The sequence below is a fragment of the Cellulomonas persica genome, assembly GCF_007989825.1.
Classification (GTDB): domain Bacteria; phylum Actinomycetota; class Actinomycetes; order Actinomycetales; family Cellulomonadaceae; genus Cellulomonas; species Cellulomonas persica.
The window spans coordinates 121,204-137,632 of record NZ_BJUA01000011.1 but is presented as its reverse complement, the minus strand read 5'-3'; the positions used below and the strand labels follow the sequence as shown (position 1 = coordinate 137,632).

The following is a 16,429-nucleotide window of genomic DNA, read 5'->3' as shown; positions in this document are numbered from 1 at the left end:
CCGCGAGCCGGCTCGCCCGCTCGGCGAACCGGGCCTCCTCGCGCGCCTGCGTGCCGAGCGACGTCACGAGCAGCGCGGCCTCGAAGCTCTCGTGCGCGACGTCGGCGACCTCCGCGCGCAGCTGCTGCGCGTGCGTGATCGCCGGCGACATGCGCCGCTGGAACCACGCGTTCGCGACGATCGCGAGCGGGACGACGACGAGCGCGGCGAGCGCGAGGTACACGTCGGACCGCAGCAGGGCGACCGCCGCGACGACGAGCATGACGACGACCCCGAGCGCGAACGGCAGGGGGTTGAAGACCGAGGTCGCCGCCTCGACATCGGCGCCCGCGTTCGACAGGAGCTGACCCGTCGGGTGCCGCCGGTGCCACGACATGGGCAGGCGCAGGTACTGCCGCGTGACCTTGAGCCGGTGGTCCTCCTGGAGCTGGGCGTAGCCCATGCCCGCGAAGATGCGGCGACCGGCGACGCTCAGGGCGAGGGTCAGCGCGACGAGCGCGATCACGCCGCCCGCCCACCAGATCCGGCCGCGCGCGGCCTCGTCGCCCGCGAGGGCCGGGACGACCACGTCGTCGGTCGCCCACCCCAGCGCGCGGCTCACCGCCACCGTGGCGGCACCGAACACCGCGGACGCACCCACCGCCGCGACGTACGTCCACGGGTGGGCGCGCATGCCGCGCCAGATGAGCGTGGTCGCACGTCGCGGCGTCGAGCCCGTGAGCCGCATGGGGGCCGTCGGCCGGCCGCCTTCCTGTGGCGTCGTCGGCACCGACGACGACCGTGGCGAGGGCATGACGACGAGCCTTCCGGCAGGGTGCGAGGGACGCCCCATCGTCTCACGCACGTGCGACACGACCCGTCGGGCGTCGTGCCCTGGCGGGCGCGCGGACGACCGAGCGGTGGGACGATGGCGTCCATGACGTGGCACGAGACCCTGCGCGCCCAGCTCGTCGACGCCCTGCGTGCCGTCGACCCCGACGCGCCGACGCTCTGCGAGGGATGGCAGGCGCGGCACCTCGCGGCGCACGTGGTGCTGCGCGAGAGCTCGGTGACGGTCGGGGCCGGGCTCGCCGTGCCCGCGCTCGCCGGCGCCGCGGAACGCGCGATCGACGAGCTCGCGCAGACGGCGACCACGCCGCAGGGGTACGCCGACCTCGTCGGCCGCGTGGCCGCGGGGCCGCCGCGGTGGCACCCGCTGTCGCTCGCGGGCGACGCCGCCAACCTCGTCGAGTTCTACGTGCACGGCGAGGACGTGCGACGCGGTGCGGGCCCGGCGCCGGACCGCGACCTGGACCCGGGGCTCGTCGACGCGCTGTGGAAGGACGTGCGCCGCTTCGCGCGGGCCCGCACGCACCGGGTCCCGGTCGGCCTCGTGCTCGTGCGCGCCGACGGGCCGCGCACGCGCGTCAAGGGCGCGAAGGGCGACCACGGCACGGTCGTCGTGCGCGGTGGGGCGGGCGAGCTGGTGCTGTGGCTGTCGGGCCGCGGTGCCGCCTCGACCGTGCTGGCGCAGGGCTCGCCCGACGACGTCGCGGCGCTGGCGCAGCGGTTCCCGCTGCCCTGAGCAGTCCGCCGGACCGGGCGGCTGCCAGGACGCGCGTCAGCGGACGGTGACGCCCGCGTCGCGCAGCGCGGCCTTGACCTCACCGATCGTCAGCGTGCCGAAGTGGAACACGCTCGCGGCCAGGACGGCGTCCGCGCCCGCGCGCGCCGCCTCCACGAAGTGCTGCGGCGTGCCCGCCCCGCCACTCGCGATCAGCGGGACCGAGACCTGCGCGCGGACGTCGCGCAGCATCTCCAGGTCGAAGCCCGACGTCGTGCCGTCGGCGTCCATCGAGTTCAGCAGCACCTCGCCCGCGCCCAGCTCGACCGCGCGCGCCGCCCACCGGACCGCGTCGATCCCCGTGCCGCGGCGCCCGCCGTGCGTCGTGACCTCGTAGCCCGACTCGGTCCGGACGTCGCCCGTCACGCGACGCGCGTCGACCGACAGCACCAGGACCTGCGAGCCGAACCGGTCGGCGATCTCGGCGATGAGCTCGGGCCGCGCGATGGCGGCGGTGTTCACGCCGACCTTGTCCGCGCCCGCGCGCAGCAGGCGGTCGACGTCGTCCGCGGACCGCACCCCACCGCCGACGGTCAGCGGGACGAGGACCTCCTCGGCGGTGCGACGCACCACGTCGAACGTCGTCTCGCGGTTGCCCGACGACGCGGACACGTCGAGGAACGTCAGCTCGTCGGCGCCCTCGACGTCGTACCGGCGCGCGAGCTCGACCGGGTCGCCCGCGTCGCGCAGGTTCTCGAAGTTCACGCCCTTGACGACGCGGCCTGCGTCGACGTCGAGGCACGGGATGACGCGCAGGGCGAGGCTCACGAGGTCTCTCCAGGGGTCCGGGCGTTCAGGATGTCGACGACGAACACGACGGTCTGCCCCTTGAGCTCCTCGCTCTGGGTGACGCCGAGCGCGTAGGACGGCGGCACGACGAGCATGACGCGGCTGCCGACCGGCTGGTCGACGAGCCCCTCCTGCCACGCGGGCACGTCCTGCAGCGAGAACGACAGCGGCAGGCCTGAGGTCCACGTGGTGTCGAACTGCTCGCCGCCGACCCAGGCCCAGCCCGAGAGCTGCACCGTGACGGTGTCGGTCGCCACCACCTGACGGCCCGTGCCGCGCAGCAGCGGCTGCACGCGCAGGGACGCGGGCGGGTCGGCCTCGAGCGGCGTGAGCTGCGGCGAGCCGTCCTCGGCCTCGGTCACGGTCGGGAAGCCCTCGCCCGGCTGGACGGCAGTCCCCTGCGCCCGCGTGGGCAGCACGTCGATCACGGTCGCCGTCGGGTACGGGTCGCCGTTCTCCGAGGACGGGACGACCTGCAGCAGGCGCGCGCCGACCCGCTGGCCGCTGAGCGTCTCGTACAGGTCGGGCCCGAGGTCGGCCTTGGTGAGGAGCTGTGCGGTCGGGCTGCTCGAGTAGCTGTCGCGGATGAGGCTCGCGTCGTCGGCGTTCTCGAGCCAGTAGTCGAGCAGCACCGGCGCGCCGTCGACGAGCTCGGGGCCGGTGCCCGCCCAGATGGCCTCGCGGAACTCGTCCTCGACCGCCAGAGGCGCGACGTAGACGAGCGTCGGGGCCTGGCCGGCGTCACCCGTGACGGTGATCTCCACCGGTTCCTCGACGGTGTCCGAGCAGCCCACGAGGGTCAGGAGCCCCACGACCAGAGCGGCGATCCCGCCCTGCGTCCGTCGCAGTCCTCGCACCCCACGTCCTTCGTCTCGTCGTCGTGCCGCCCGTCCAGGGACGGCGCGGTCGTACCGGACCCGGGCGGTCCGGCGATGTCCCGGCGGACCGACACTCTACGGCCCGGCGCTGAGCGTCCGGACCCAGGGGCCGGGCCGGCGGGCGCACGTCACATCGACTCGATGAGCCTCTCGACGCGGTCGTCGACACTGCGGAACGGGTCCTTGCACAGCACGGTGCGCTGCGCCTGGTCGTTGAGCTTGAGGTGCACCCAGTCGACCGTGTAGTCCCGGCGGGCCTCCTGCGCGGCGCGCACGAAGTCGCCGCGCAGCTTGGCCCGCGTGGTCTGCGGCGGCACCGCGGTCGCCTCGAACACCTCGACGTCCGTCGTGAGCCGCTCGACGAGTCCCTTGGCCGCCAGCAGGTTGTACAGACCCTCCGTGCGCGAGATGTCGTGGTACGCCAGGTCGAGCCGCTGCACGCGCACGTCCGACAGCGGCAGGTCGTGCTTGGCGCGGTAGCGCTCGATCAGCCGGTGCTTGATGACCCAGTCGAGCTCGCGCTCGACGAGCGACAGGTCGCCCGTCCGCAGCGCGTGCAGCCCGCGCTCCCACAGCTCGAGCACCTGCTTGTCGAGCGGCGAGCCGCCGCCGTGCTGCGCGACGAAGTCGCTGACGCGCGCCAGGTACTCCTCCTGCAGGTCGACCGCGGTGGCGGTGCGGCCGTTCGCGAGCGTGATCGGCGCCATGCCGGTCATGTCGTGGCTGATGTCGCGGATCGCGCGGATCGGGTTCTCGAGCGACAGGTCGCGCATGGGGATGCCCGCCTCGACGAGCCGCAGCAGCAGGTCGGTCGCGCCGACCTTGAGCATCGTCGTCGTCTCCGACATCGACGAGTCGCCCACGATCACGTGCAGCCGGCGGAAGTGCTCGGCGTCGGCGTGCGGCTCGTCGCGCGTGTTGATGATCGGTCGCGACCGCGTCGTCGCGCTCGAGACGGCCTCCCAGATGTGGTCGGCGCGCTGCGACAGGCAGTACATGGCACCGCGCGGCGTCGACAGGACCTTGCCGGCGCCCGTGAGCACCTGCCGGGTGATGAGGAACGGCACCAGGACGTCGGACAGCCGCCCGAAGTCGCCCTGCCGGCGCACGAGGTAGTTCTCGTGGCACCCGTAGGAGTTGCCCGCCGAGTCGGTGTTGTTCTTGAACAGGTGGATCGTGCCGGGCAGGCCCTCGTGCTCGAGGCGCTGCTGGGCGTCCGCGACCAGGCCCTCGAGGATCCGCTCCCCCGCACGGTCGTGCGTCACGAGCTGACGCACGTCGTCGCACTCCGCGGTCGCGTACTCGGGGTGCGAGCCCACGTCGAGGTACAGGCGCGAGCCGTTGCGCAGGAAGACGTTCGACGAGCGCCCCCACGCGACGACCTTGCGGAACAGGTACCGCGCCACCTCGTCGGCCGACAGGCCGCGCCCGTCGGTCGCGGCGCACGTGACGCCGTACTCGGTCTCCAGACCGAAGATCCGCTTGTCCATCAGCCCTCCAGCAGGTCCTCCAGCAACGGCCCCGCCAGACGGCGGAAGGCACGGCGCGGACGGGTCCGGTCCAGCACGGCGACCTCGAGCTGCGCCGCCGGAAGGGTGCGCTGGTCGCCGCCCTCCTCAGGCGCCGACCCCAGCGCGCGCACGGCGAGCTGGAGCACCTGCGGCAGGGTCAGGCCCTGCCGCCAGTCGGCCTCGACGACGCTCGCGAGCCGCTCGGCCTGCCCACCCATGACGACCCAGCCGTGCTCGTCGGCCACCGAGCCGTCGTACGTCAGGCGGTAGATCTGGTCGGCCTCGGCGGTGCGGCCCACCTCGGCGACGACGAGCTCGACCTCGAGCGGCTTGGACTCGGTGGTGAACACCGTGCCCAGCGTCTGCGCGTACGCGTTGGCGAGCGCCCGGGCGGTGACGTCCTCGCGGTCGTAGGAGTACCCGCGCAGGTCCGCGTAGCGCACGCCCGCGACCCGCAGGTTCTCGAACTCGTTGTACTTGCCGACCGCTGCGAACGCGATCCGGTCGTAGATCTCCGAGACCTTGTGCAGCGCACGCGAGGCGTTCTCGGTCGCGAACGCGATGCCCTCGTCGTACTGCACGACGACGACGCTGCGGCCGCGCGCGATGCCCTTGCGGGCGTAGTCCGCGCGGTCCTTCATCAGCTGTTCGGGCGAGACGTAGAACGGCATGCTCATGCGTGCTCACCTCCACGTGCGTGGCCGTGCTGCGCACGGCGCTCGGCGACGACGGTCTCGACGACCTGCTCGAGCGTCTCGTCGGGCACCCGCAGGTACCCGGAGCGCGTCACGGTCGCGACGACCGGCCAGATGCGCCGCGTCGTGTCCGGGCCGCCGGTCGCGGAGTCGTCGTCGGCCGCGTCGACGAGGGCCTCGAGCGCGACGCGCACCGCCTCGTCGGGGGTCAGTCCGCGGCGCCACAGCTTCTTGAGCGACCCGCGTGCGAACACCGAGCCCGAGCCCACCGCGTGGTGCTCGTGCTCCTCGTACCGACCGCCCGTCACGTCGTACGAGAAGATCCGGCCGACGCCGCGGTCCAGGTCGAAGCCGCCGAACAGCGGCACGACCGCGAGTCCCTGCAGCGCGAGCCCGAGGTTGCCGCGGATCATCGTCGCCAGGCGGTTCGCCTTGCCGTCGAGCGACAGCAGGCTGCCCTCGATCTTCTCGTAGTGCTCGAGCTCGAGCTGGAACAGCCGCACGAGCTCGACCGCGAGACCGGCGGTCCCGGCGATGCCGATGGCCGAGTAGTCGTCCGCCGGGAAGACCTTCTCGATCTCGCGGCTCGCGATCATCGAGCCCATCGTCGCGCGGCGGTCACCGGCCATGACGAGACCGCCCGCGCACACCACCGCGACGATCGTCGTCCCGTGCGGTGCGGCGACGGGCTCCGCGCCCACGACCGGGCGGTTCCCCGGGAGCAGGCCGGGCGCGTACGAGGCGAGGAAGTCGACGAACGACGACGAACCCGGGGTCAGGAAGGCGGCCGGCAGCCGGCCCGTGGCGAGCGGGTCAGGGTGCGTCATGGGCGATCACTGACCGCCCTTCTGCACGAAGCCCCGCACGAACTGCTCGGCGTTCTGCTCCAGGACGTCGTCGATCTCGTCGAGCAGCGCGTCCACCTCGGCGTCGCGCGCCTGCGCCGACGGCGCGACGGGCTCGGGGGCGTCGTCGACCGGCTCCTCGTCGTCCCGGCGCGGGTTGACGCGTTCCTGACCTGCCATTGCGGACCTCCTGGCGTCGCTGGGTGCTCCTGCACTCCACCCTAGGCCCATCCACGCACAGGACGCGGAGGGTGACATCCTCCGCGAGACGACACACGTGCGCGTCCGGCCTGCCAGGATGCCCGCCATGGCACCGACGCCCCTCGAGCAGGCCCGCCGGCTCCTCCTCGACCCGAGCCGCTGCCCGGCCTGCGGCGCACCCCTGACCTCCCCCCGGTGCCGGGCCTGCGGGATCGACCTCGCGGGCGACGCCGGCAGGCACGTGTGGCAGGTCGCGCGCGCCGCGGCCGACGCGCTCGCCCACCACGCCGAGGTCGTCGCGCGCGTCCGTGCGGACCAGTCGTCGCCCACGTCAGCGGCACCGGACCGGGCACGAGTCGCACCCGTCCCGTCACCGCTCCACGCCGTCCCGTCGCCCGCCCGGCCCGTGCCGGCCCCGTCCCTGCCGGTCCAGCCCCTGCCGGGCCCCGTCCCGCCACCGCCCGGTCGGCTCGCGGCCCCGGCGGGTGACGCCGCACGGCTCGCGCGTCGGCCGTGGCGCGTGCAGACCGTGCTCGTCACGCTCGGCGCGGCCCTGCTCGCGCTCGCGAGCCTGGTGTTCCTCGTGTTCACGTGGGAGCTCCTCACGCTTCCCGTGCGGGCGACGCTCGTCGCCGTCGGCACCGCGGGCGTGCTCGCGCTCGCGGTCCTGCTCGCGCGGCGCGGGCTCACCCAGTCCGCCGAGGCGGTGGCGGCCCTCGGGTCGGCGCTGCTGGCGCTCGACGTGTGGGCGCTGTGGGCGACCGGGATGCTCCCGTCCGCGCCGGGGTGGCTCGTCGGCGGCGTGGGGCTGCTCGTGTGCGGTGCGCTGCTCGCGGGGTACGGGCTGCGGACGGGGTTGCGCGCAGGCACGGTCGCCGCCGCGGTGCTCGTCCCGGCGTCTCCCCTGCTGCTCATCGTGGCGACCGAGGAGGCTCCGGTGGCCACGACCGCGCTGCTGACCTCGCTCGGCCTGGCGACGCTGCGGCACCACCGGGTGGTCCGCACGCGCCCGCCCGAGCGACGCGTGCTCGCGACCTTCGCGGGCGGTACCGGCCTGGCCGCCGGCCTCGTCGTCACCGCCGGCCTGGGCTCGACGGACCCGGTCTCGCCGGGGCTGACCGTGCTCGCGGCCGCGACGGTGGCCGCCCTCGCGGTCCAGTCGCGGCTCACCGACGGTGTGTCGGCCCGCGTGTGGGCCGCCGGCGCGGGGCTGCTCGCCACGCTCGGCGCAGCGCTGGCGGTGCCCCCGCTCGCGGACGCGTTCACGCCCTGGTCGGCCCCTGCGGCCGCCGTCGTCGCCGCGGCGGTCGTCCTCGCGGCCGGGGCGCTGCCGGGGTCGGGGCAGGCAGCGGGCGTCGTCCCGCCGGGGACGCGGCGGGCGGCGGTCGCGGGTGCCACCGCAGCGGTCACGGCCGGTGTCCTCGCGCTGCCCGAGCTCGCGCTGCTCGCCGCCGAGGGCGTCGCCGACGTGGTCGCGCCGGACCGGACGCCGGACGGCGCGTGCGGCCCCGCCGCGGTGACGATGCTCGCCACCGGCACGCTCGCGGCCCTGGTCGGCCTGCGCCTGGTCCGCGCCGTACGCCACGTGGCAGGCGGGCTGACCTGCCTGGGCGCGTTCGTGGGCGTCGCACTCGTCGCCCCCGGCGTCCCCGCGACGGTCGCGGGGCTGGCCGGGCTGGCGCTCGTCGCGGCCTTCGTCCCGCTGCCCCGGCCGTGGCACCGCCACGTACGGACGCTCGCCGTCGTCGCGGGCGGTGCGGCGGTCGTCGCGAGCCTCGACGGCGCCGCGTCCGGTGCGCCGACGAGCTGGGCCGTCGCGCACGTCGCCGCCCTCCTGACGGCGACACTCGTGGCGCTCGTCGCCGGCCGCTGGGGCCGCACCCCCGCCCGGGGCGGCGCGGCGGCCGCAGCGGTCCTGCTCCTGACCTTTGCGCTCGCGGGGGTGGCCCGCCTCGTCGGCGCCGGTCCCGCTGACGCCGCGTGCCTGGCCGCCGGGCTCGTCGGGACCCTCGTCGTCGCGCTCGTCCTGCGGGGGTTGGCCACGCACCCCGAGCGTGCCGCCGCGCTCGGGGTCGCCGCGGGGACGCAGGCACTGACGTGGTGCGTGGTCCTCGGCGGGTACGTCGTCGCATCGGACGGCACCCCGGAGGCGGCGGTAGCAGGAGGGTCGGTCGCGCTCGTGACGTCGCTGCCCGCCCTCGCCGCGGCGCAGGCCGCGGTCCTCGCCGCGTTCGGGCACGGGCGCGTCGGCACGCCCGTGCGGCAGGTCTGCACGGCGCTCGTCGCGCCCGCGCTCGCAGCGTCCCTGCTGACCGCCCACCTGGTCGCCGGGCGCCCGGGCGTGTCCGCGACGCTCGTCGGCGCGACCGTACTCGGCTGCGCTGCCGCGCTCGTCGCGCGCGCGACGCCGTTCCGGCCGGTGCTCGAGGTGAGCGGCGCGGTGGTCACCGCGGTCGCGCTCGCCGCCTCCGTCGAGGCCCCCGCCGGCGTCGCGACGCTCCAGCTCACGCTCGCGGCCCTGACCGCAGGGGTCGTGGGGCTCGCGGCCGACCGCCGGGCGTTGCGCTGGTGGGCGCTCGGGCTCGCGGTCGTCGCGTCGTGGAGCGGCTTGGCGGTGCGCGACGTCGGCACGCCCGAGGCCTATGCGGCTCCCCTCGGGCTCGTCCTCGGGGCGATCGGCGTGCGGCGCGTACGCGACGGGATCCGCACGCCGGACGGGTCGTCCGCCCGCGCGACGTCGGGCCCGCCGCTGCTGGCCGCGGGCCTGCTGCTGGTGGGGACACCGCCGGCACTGGTCGACGACCCGCTCGTCGTCGGGTCGCTCGCGCTCGACCGCACGGTCCTGCTGACGGTCGCGGTCGTCACCCTCACCCTGGGCGCCGTGCGCGTCGCGGCAGGCCCCCACGTGCTCGCGCTCCGCACGGCGCAGGTCATGGCGGCGTGCGCCGCGCTGCTGGCGATCCTCGGACCGCTGCGTCGCGCGGTGCTCGCCCTGCTCGACGGCGCGTCCACGCCCGTCGAGGTGTGGTCGCTCCCCGCGGCGCTCGTGCTCGGCCTCGCGACGCTCGCCGCGCGCCGGTCGGACGCGGGGCGCCCCGTCGTCGCGCTCGGTGTCTGGGGCACGCTGCTCGTCGCCGCGGTGCCCACGCTCGCCGCGGCCCAAGGTCAGGTCGACGACGACCCGCGCGCCGCCCTGGTGCGCTACGCGACCGTCGCGCTCGTCGGCACCGGCGTCGCGCTCATCGGCGTGGTGCGCGGCTCGGCGTCCCTGGTCGGACCGGGGCTCACGCTGCTCGGGCTCGCCGGACTGGGCGGCGCGGTCGCGGTCACCGGCGCCGCGGCCCGGATGCTGCCCGCCGACGCGGTGCTCGCCGTGGCGGGCGCTCTCGCGGGCGTCGTCGGGACCACGTGGATGCTGCGCGCGCCGGACGCGCGGTCCTGGCCCGCACTCGGCGCACCCGGCCTGCTCGTGCTCGCGCCCGTGCTCGTCGGCCTCCAGGTCGAACCCGTCCCGTGGCGCTGGGTGGTCGTGCTGGTCGGCGGGACCGCTGCGGTCATCGTCGGTGCGGTGCGCAGGTGGCAGGCGCCGTTCGTCGTGGGCGCCGTCGTGCTCGCCGTCGAGGTCGTCGTGCAGCTCCTCGCGGCCGCGACGTCGCTCGTGACGAACGTCGGCTGGTGGCCGCTGCTCTTCCTCGGCGGTGCCGCGCTCACGGTCGTCGGCGTGACGTACGAGAAGCGGATGCGGGACGCGCGCGAGGCCACGCGGTACGTCGCGCGGATGCGATAGGGCGGATGCATGAAGGCGGATGCGTGAGGTCCGCGCCCGGGCCGGCTCCCGCCGATCCGGGCCGGGCGGTGGCCCGTGCCGTGCGGTCGGCAGTCAGCCGCCGAGCGCGGCGAGCAGCGACGACGCGTCCGGGCTCGCGTCGAGCAACGCGCCGACGTGCGTCTTCGTGCCGCGCAGCGGATCACGCATCGGGACGCGCTGCAGCGTCTGCGCACCGGGCACGTCGAACACGACCGAGTCCCACGAGGCGGCCGAGACCTGGTCCCCGTAGCGCGCGACGGCCTCCCCACGGAAGTACGCGCGCGTGTCGACGGGCGCGTGCGCGACCGCCTGCTCGACCTCCTGCGGCGTCACGAGCATCTCGACCGCACCCGCGACCGCGAGCCGGTGGTAGAGCCCGCGCTCGGGGCGCACGTCGGCCCACTGCAGGTCGACCGCGGCCAGGCGCGGGTGGTCCCAGGCGAGGTTCTCGCGCCGACGCATGCCGTCGAGCAGCCGGAGCTTGGCGAGCCACTCGACCTCACGCGCGCACTGCGAGGGGTCGGTCGCGAGCCGGTCGAGCAGCGAGGACCAGCGGTCGAGCACGTCCTGCGTCTGCGCGTCGAGCGGGTCGCCGACGTGCTCCAGCGCGGTGCGCACGGCCGCGAGGTACTCGCGCTGGATCTCGAGAGCCGTGAGCTCGCGGCCGTCGACGAGCTCGACCGTCGCCGTCAGGCTCGTGTCGTGGCTGATGCGGTGGACCGCGGACACCGGGTCGCGCAGCGCGAGGCGGTCGACGATCGCCAGCGCTCCCCCGGACCCGCCCTCGGACACCGCGCGCTCGATCAGCCACAGCACGAGCGACGTCGTGCCGAGCCGTACGTAGGTCGCCGCCTCGAGCATCGTCGCGTCTCCGACGATCACGTGCAGGCGGCGCCACCTCGTCGGGTCCGCGTGCGGCTCGTCGCGCGTGTTGACGATCGGGCGACGCAGCGTCGTCTCGAGGCCGATCTCCGCCTCGACGTAGTCCGCGCGCTGCGAGATCTGGAACCCCGCACGCTCGCCACGCTGCCCGAGCCCGACGCGACCCGCACCCGTGTACACCTGACGCGTCACGAAGAACGGGATCAGCCGCGACGCGAGGTCGGAGAAGGGCACGGACCGGTCGACGAGGTAGTTCTCGTGCGTCCCGTACGTGGCGCCCTTGCCGTCGACGTTGTTCTTGTAGAGCGCGACGTCCGGCAGCGCCGGGACCGACGCGAGCGCGCGCACCGACGCGAGCATGACCTGCTCGCCGGCACGGTCCCACACGACCGCGTCGCGCGGGTTGGTGACCTCGGGCGACGAGTACTCCGGGTGCGCGTGGTCGACGTACAGCCGCGCACCGTTGCTGAGGATCACGTTCGCCGCGCCCGGGTCCTCGTACTCCTCGACCTCGGGGCGCTCGAGCTCCTGCGGGCCGTCGCCCGACGGCGCGGGCCGCGTCGGGTCGTCGGTGAGCAGCGACGGGTGCGCCGACGCGCGCTGCAGGTGGAAGCCGCGCGCGTCCTGCAGCGGGTCCTCGTCGTCGTAGTCCCAGCGCGCCTTGGTGCGGCCGCCCCCGCGCGCCGCGGCGTGCACGGCCACGACGTGGCTCGACAGCAGCATCGGGTTGGCCATCGGCTTGCCCGGTTGGAGCACGCCGTACTCGGTCTCGATCCCCATCACGCGGCGCACGGTCACCGGACCACCCTAGTGACCGCGGGCACGCGACGGCCGGTGGGTCCGCTGTGCGGTCCACCGGCCGTCGGCGCTGGTCGCGTCGGGGTCGCGTCCGGGGTCTCGCCGGGATCAGGCCCGACGGACTCGTCGGCTACAGGTACTGCCCGGTGCTCGTCACGGTCTCGATCGTGCGCGAACCGTCCGTGCCCTTCTTGCCCTGGACGATCGTGCGGATGAACACGATGCGCTCACCCTTCTTGCCCGAGATGCGCGCCCAGTCGTCGGGGTTCGTCGTGTTGGGCAGGTCCTCGTTCTCCTTGAACTCGTCCACGCACGCCGTGAGCAGGTGCTCGACCCGGATGCCGCGCTGACCGGTGGCCAGGAGGTCCTTGATCGCCTGCTTCTTGGCGCGGTCCACGACGTTCTGGATCATCGCCCCGGAGTTGAAGTCCTTGAAGTACAGGACCTCCTTGTCGCCCGACGCGTAGGTCACCTCGAGGAACCGGTTCTCGTCGGTCTCGTTGTACATGCGCTCGACGACGCGCGCGACCATCGCCTCGACCGCCGCGGCCTTGTCGCCGCCGTGCTCGCCCAGGTCGTCGGGGTGGATCGGCAGGTCGGGCGTGAGGTACTTCGAGAAGATCTCGCGCGCGCCCTCCGCGTCCGGACGCTCGATCTTGATCTTCACGTCGAGCCGGCCCGGACGCAGGATCGCGGGGTCGATCATGTCCTCGCGGTTCGAGGCACCGATGACGATGACGTTCTCGAGCCGCTCGACGCCGTCGATCTCCGCCAGGAGCTGCGGCACGATCGTCGTCTCCACGTCCGACGAGACACCCGTGCCGCGCGTGCGGAACAGCGACTCCATCTCGTCGAAGAACACGACGACAGGGTGGCCCTGCGAGGCCTTCTCCCGGGCACGGGCGAAGATCAGGCGGATGTGCCGCTCGGTCTCGCCGACGTACTTGTTGAGGAGCTCGGGCCCCTTGACGTTGAGGAAGTAGCTCTTGGCCTCGGCGACCTCCTCGCCCCGCGCCTGCGCTGCCGTCGCGGCCAGCGAGTGCGCCACGGCCTTGGCGATGAGCGTCTTGCCGCACCCCGGAGGGCCGTAGAGCAGCACTCCCTTGGGTGGGCGCAGACCGTGCTCGCGGAACAGCTCGGGGTGCAGGAACGGCAGCTCGACGGCGTCCTTGATCGCCTCGATCTGCGGACCCAGGCCGCCGATGTCCTCGTAGTCGATGTCCGGGACCTCTTCGAGCACGAGCTCCTCGACCTCGGCACGCGGGATCACCTCGAACACGAACCCGCTGCGCGAGTCGATCGTGAGCGCGTCCCCGACGCGCACACCCGCGTCGGTCACCTGGCCCGCGAAGCGCACCACGCGCTCCTCGTCGCCGCGGCCCACGACGAGCGCGCGACCGCGGCCGAGCAGCTCCTTGACCGTCACGATCTCGCCGACGTTCTCGTACCCGCCGGCCTCGACGACGGTCAGGGCCTCGTTGAGCATGACCTCCTGGCCCGGCTTCAGCCGCGACAGGTCGACCGCGGGGCTCGCACCGACGTGCATCTTGCGGCCCGCCGAGATGACGTCGACCGACCCGTCGGGCCGGGCGCCCAGGAACACGGCGTACGTGCCGGGGGGCTTGGCGAGGTCGTCCACCTGACGCTTGAGCTCGACGATCTGCTCGCGCGCGGCGAGGAGCGCGTCCGAGAGGCGCTCGTTCTTCGCTGCGAGGAGCGCGAGCTCGCGCTGCAGGTCGCGTCCCGTGGGTGCCGGTTCGGTCATCGCGTCGGCCTCCTTCGCGTCGGTCCTCGGCTCACCGGGTGGGTCACCGTGCCGGGTGGCTCACCTGTCGTTCACCGTGGGGTCGCCACCCTAACCACCAGTCTGGTCCAGCGGCAGGTCGGATGCCGAGGTGTCCGCATGCCGTGACCCAACCGTCACCAGGCGCAGCCGTCACCGGACTCCCCGTCAGCCGGCGCAGGCGTCACCTGGCACGTCGCCGGCCAGGAGCGTCGCCCGCGTCGGGACCTAGGACTCGGAGCGCTCCGGGTGGGCGTCGCGCTGCGCACGACGCACCTTCTTGGGCGAGGTCTCGCGCTCGCCCAGCGCCTCGGGCGTCCACAGCTCGGCGTCCTCGACCGGTGCGCCGTCGGGAGCCACCGGGTACGCGCCCTTCGCGGGTCGACGCCGACGCACGGGCGCCTCGACGCCGTCGGCGAGCCGGCGCGTCGTGAGCAGGAAGCCCGTGTGGCCGATCATGCGGTGCTCGGGCCGGACCGACAGGCCTTCGAGGTGCCAGCCGCGCACCATCGACTCCCACGCGGCGGGCTCGGTGTACCGGCCGTCGGTGCGCACGTCCTCGGCGAGCCGCGACAGCTGCGTCGTCGTCGCGACGTAGCAGATGAGCACACCGCCGGGCGCGAGCGCGTCGGCGACGACCTCGAGGTTCTCCCACGGCGCGAGCATGTCCAGGACCACGCGGTCGACGGACCCCGGCGCGGCGACGGTGGGCAGCACGTCGGCGAGGTCACCGACCGAGAGCTGCCACGCGGGGTGCGGGCCGCCGAAGAAGCCCTCGACGTTGCCGCGCGCGATGTCCGCGAAGTCCTCACGCCGCTCGATCGAGTGCAGCGAGCCCGAGTCGCCGACCGCGCGCAGCAGCGACATCGTCAGGGCACCCGAGCCGACGCCCGCCTCGACGACGACGGCACCCGGGTAGATGTCCGCCATCGTGACGATCTGCCCCGCGTCCTTGGGGTAGACGACGGCCGCGCCGCGCGGCATCGACAGGACGTGGTCCGCGAGCAGCGGCCGCAGCGCGAGGTACTCGACGTCGCCGCTGCTCACGACGACCGTGCCCTCGGGCGCGCCGATGAGCTCCTCGTGCCGGAAGTAGCCGCGGTGCGTGTGGAACGTGCCGCCGGGGGCGAGCGTGATGGTGTGCAGGCGCCCGCGTGGGTCGGTGAGCTGCACCCGGTCACCCACGCGGAACGGGCCGCGGCGCAGGTCGGCGCCGGTGGCGGGCGGGCGGGGTCCGGGCGTGGTCGTCACGGCGGTCGAGTCTAGGTGCCGGGCGGCGTCGCGCGGACCGCAGCCCTCACGCGCGGATCGCGGCGATCACGTCGGTCGCCCGGACGAGCCCGGTGACGCGTCCGTCGACGAGCGCGACGACCACGGGCGACAGCCGCGTGGCGCGCGCCAGGTCGGCCAGGAGCGCCTGTCCGACGAGGGTGCCGTCGACGGTCGCGCCGACGGGCAGGGGCACGCTGACGGCCGTGACGGCCGTCGAGCCCGCGGCGTGCGGCGGGACGCTCGCCGCCGCGGCCCGGTCCACGTAGGCGGCGGGACGACCGTCGGGCGCGAGCACGACGACGTCCTGCACCCCCGCGGCCGCAGCGGCCGCTCCGGCGTGCGCGAGGGAGTCCCCGTGACCGACGGTCACGGCGGCATGCCCGACGGACGCGACCGTGACGCCGTCGACGTTGCGCTGGGCTCGCGCGCCGCGGATCGCCGCGGACGCCCCCGCCCACAGGAACGCGCCGATGACGACGGCCCACACGACGTCGGTGAAGGACTCGGCGTTCGCGTTGAGCGGCCCGAGCAGCGCCCAGGCGACGACGCCCACGGCGACGACGCGGCCCACCCAGCCCGCGGCCACCGTGCCGGTGTAGCGGCTCCTGGTCGCGGCCCAGACCGCGGCCTCGAGCACCCGACCGCCGTCCAGCGGAAGGCCGGGGAGCAGGTTGAACACGCCGACGAAGCCGTTGGTGACCGCGCCCGACCACAGCAGCGCCCAGAGCACCGTGCCGCGCGGCACGACGTCGAGCGCGAGCAGGCCGCCGAACACCGCGGCCAGCGCGAGGTTCACCACGGGCCCGACGATCGCGACGATCGCGTTGGTCGCGGGCGTCGGGGCGGGTCCGCCGAACGCGGTGTGCCCGCCCCACAGGGTCAGCACGAACTCGTGCGGTTCCTGCCCGCGGGCGCGTGCCACCAGCCCGTGCGCGACCTCGTGCAGGAACACCGAGGCGAACAGCAGCACGACGAAGGCGAGCGCGACGACCCACACGGCCGACCCGTCGAGCCCGGTCAGGGCGCGCGCCGCGGGCACGGACAGCACCGTGAGCACGGCGACGGCGATCAGCCAGGTCGGCGCGACGATCACCGGCGCGCCGGCGACGTGACCGATGACCCAGCCGCTGGCGGTCCGGCGCGAGGGTGTGCGGGTGCTGCTCACGCGGCCAGCCTAGGCGCCCGCGCCGCGCCGACCGCGCGTGCCCGGGGCTGTGGGTGCACGCGCCTACGCTCGCACCGTGACGTCACCCTCCTCCCTCGTCGACCCTGCCGCGCGCCCGGCCGAGCCCGGCGCTCTCGTGAGCGAGCCTGCCGGCCCTGCGCTCGAGCCGGGTCCGGTCGAGGCGGCCGAGCGTCCCGCG

General features: G+C 74.8%; 13 protein-coding genes. 2 read left to right on the top strand and 11 right to left on the bottom strand.

Annotation, left to right across the window (positions count from 1 at the left end):
• On the bottom strand, positions 1-727 hold a 727-nt coding region (locus CPE01_RS12225), incomplete at its 3' end, for an ABC transporter transmembrane domain-containing protein (protein ID WP_146807105.1).
• Between the two features lie 189 nt (positions 728-916).
• On the opposite strand from CPE01_RS12225, the gene CPE01_RS12220 reads away from it, so the two are divergent.
• On the top strand, positions 917-1,564 hold the full coding sequence (locus CPE01_RS12220) for a TIGR03085 family metal-binding protein (protein WP_146807090.1): 648 nt from the start codon (positions 917-919) through the stop codon (positions 1,562-1,564).
• 36 nt (positions 1,565-1,600) lie between these two features.
• On the opposite strand, the gene hisF is transcribed toward CPE01_RS12220, so the two are convergent.
• The 6 genes from hisF to CPE01_RS12190 form a co-directional block, all read right to left on the bottom strand.
• On the bottom strand, positions 1,601-2,371 hold the full coding sequence (gene hisF, locus CPE01_RS12215; protein ID WP_146807088.1) for an imidazole glycerol phosphate synthase subunit HisF: 771 nt from the start codon (positions 2,369-2,371) through the stop codon (positions 1,601-1,603).
• A complete protein-coding gene (locus CPE01_RS12210) occupies positions 2,368-3,249 on the bottom strand; it encodes an FKBP-type peptidyl-prolyl cis-trans isomerase (protein WP_246783908.1) in 882 nt (293 codons plus the stop codon). Before CPE01_RS12210 ends, hisF begins: the two co-directional genes overlap by 4 nt.
• A gap of 149 nt (positions 3,250-3,398) precedes the next feature.
• The gene (pafA, locus tag CPE01_RS12205; RefSeq protein ID WP_146807086.1) at positions 3,399-4,760 is read right to left on the bottom strand and encodes a Pup--protein ligase; all 1,362 of its coding nucleotides are present in this window, start codon (positions 4,758-4,760) and stop codon (positions 3,399-3,401) included.
• Positions 4,760-5,458, bottom strand: a complete 699-nt coding sequence (prcA, locus tag CPE01_RS12200; RefSeq protein ID WP_146807084.1) for a proteasome subunit alpha — start codon at positions 5,456-5,458, stop codon at positions 4,760-4,762. Before prcA ends, pafA begins: the two co-directional genes overlap by 1 nt.
• Positions 5,455-6,303 (bottom strand): proteasome subunit beta, encoded by an 849-nt coding sequence (gene prcB, locus CPE01_RS12195; RefSeq protein ID WP_146807082.1) that lies wholly within the window; start codon positions 6,301-6,303, stop codon positions 5,455-5,457. Before prcB ends, prcA begins: the two co-directional genes overlap by 4 nt.
• Positions 6,304-6,309: 6 nt before the next feature.
• Positions 6,310-6,501 carry a ubiquitin-like protein Pup gene (locus tag CPE01_RS12190; RefSeq protein WP_146807080.1) on the bottom strand — a complete coding sequence of 64 codons (192 nt, stop codon included), beginning with the start codon at positions 6,499-6,501 and terminating at the stop codon, positions 6,310-6,312.
• Between the two features lie 127 nt (positions 6,502-6,628).
• Here CPE01_RS12190 and CPE01_RS12185 point away from each other — a divergent pair, with 127 nt between their 5' ends.
• On the top strand, positions 6,629-10,309 hold the full coding sequence (locus CPE01_RS12185; RefSeq protein ID WP_146807078.1) for an SCO7613 C-terminal domain-containing membrane protein: 3,681 nt from the start codon (positions 6,629-6,631) through the stop codon (positions 10,307-10,309).
• A 93-nt stretch (positions 10,310-10,402) separates the two neighbouring features.
• On the opposite strand, the gene dop is transcribed toward CPE01_RS12185, so the two are convergent.
• From dop to CPE01_RS12165, 4 genes are all read right to left on the bottom strand, one after another.
• Entirely contained in the window at positions 10,403-12,010 is a 1,608-nt protein-coding gene (gene dop / locus CPE01_RS12180; protein WP_146807076.1) for a depupylase/deamidase Dop, read from the bottom strand.
• Positions 12,011-12,140: 130 nt separating this feature from the next.
• Positions 12,141-13,775, bottom strand: coding sequence for a proteasome ATPase (arc, locus tag CPE01_RS12175; RefSeq protein WP_146807074.1), 1,635 nt, complete (start codon positions 13,773-13,775; stop codon positions 12,141-12,143).
• Between the two features lie 246 nt (positions 13,776-14,021).
• On the bottom strand, positions 14,022-15,044 hold the full coding sequence (locus CPE01_RS12170; RefSeq protein ID WP_146807072.1) for a tRNA (adenine-N1)-methyltransferase: 1,023 nt from the start codon (positions 15,042-15,044) through the stop codon (positions 14,022-14,024).
• A gap of 46 nt (positions 15,045-15,090) precedes the next feature.
• Positions 15,091-16,230, bottom strand: a complete 1,140-nt coding sequence (locus tag CPE01_RS12165; RefSeq protein WP_146807070.1) for a site-2 protease family protein — start codon at positions 16,228-16,230, stop codon at positions 15,091-15,093.
• Between the last annotated feature and the right edge of the window lie 199 nt (positions 16,231-16,429).

Excerpts from the sequence above, each read along its gene's own strand:
- prcA (WP_146807084.1), bottom strand. The coding sequence starts at position 5,458 with ATGAGCATGCCGTTCTACGTCTCGCCCGAACAGCTGATGAAGGACCGC.
- prcB (WP_146807082.1), bottom strand. The coding sequence starts at position 6,303 with ATGACGCACCCTGACCCGCTCGCCACGGGCCGGCTGCCGGCCGCCTTC.
- pafA (WP_146807086.1), bottom strand. The coding sequence starts at position 4,760 with ATGGACAAGCGGATCTTCGGTCTGGAGACCGAGTACGGCGTCACGTGC.
- arc (WP_146807074.1), bottom strand. The coding sequence starts at position 13,775 with ATGACCGAACCGGCACCCACGGGACGCGACCTGCAGCGCGAGCTCGCG.
- CPE01_RS12185 (WP_146807078.1), top strand. The coding sequence starts at position 6,629 with ATGGCACCGACGCCCCTCGAGCAGGCCCGCCGGCTCCTCCTCGACCCG.
- CPE01_RS12190 (WP_146807080.1), bottom strand. The coding sequence starts at position 6,501 with ATGGCAGGTCAGGAACGCGTCAACCCGCGCCGGGACGACGAGGAGCCG.
- CPE01_RS12220 (WP_146807090.1), top strand. The coding sequence starts at position 917 with ATGACGTGGCACGAGACCCTGCGCGCCCAGCTCGTCGACGCCCTGCGT.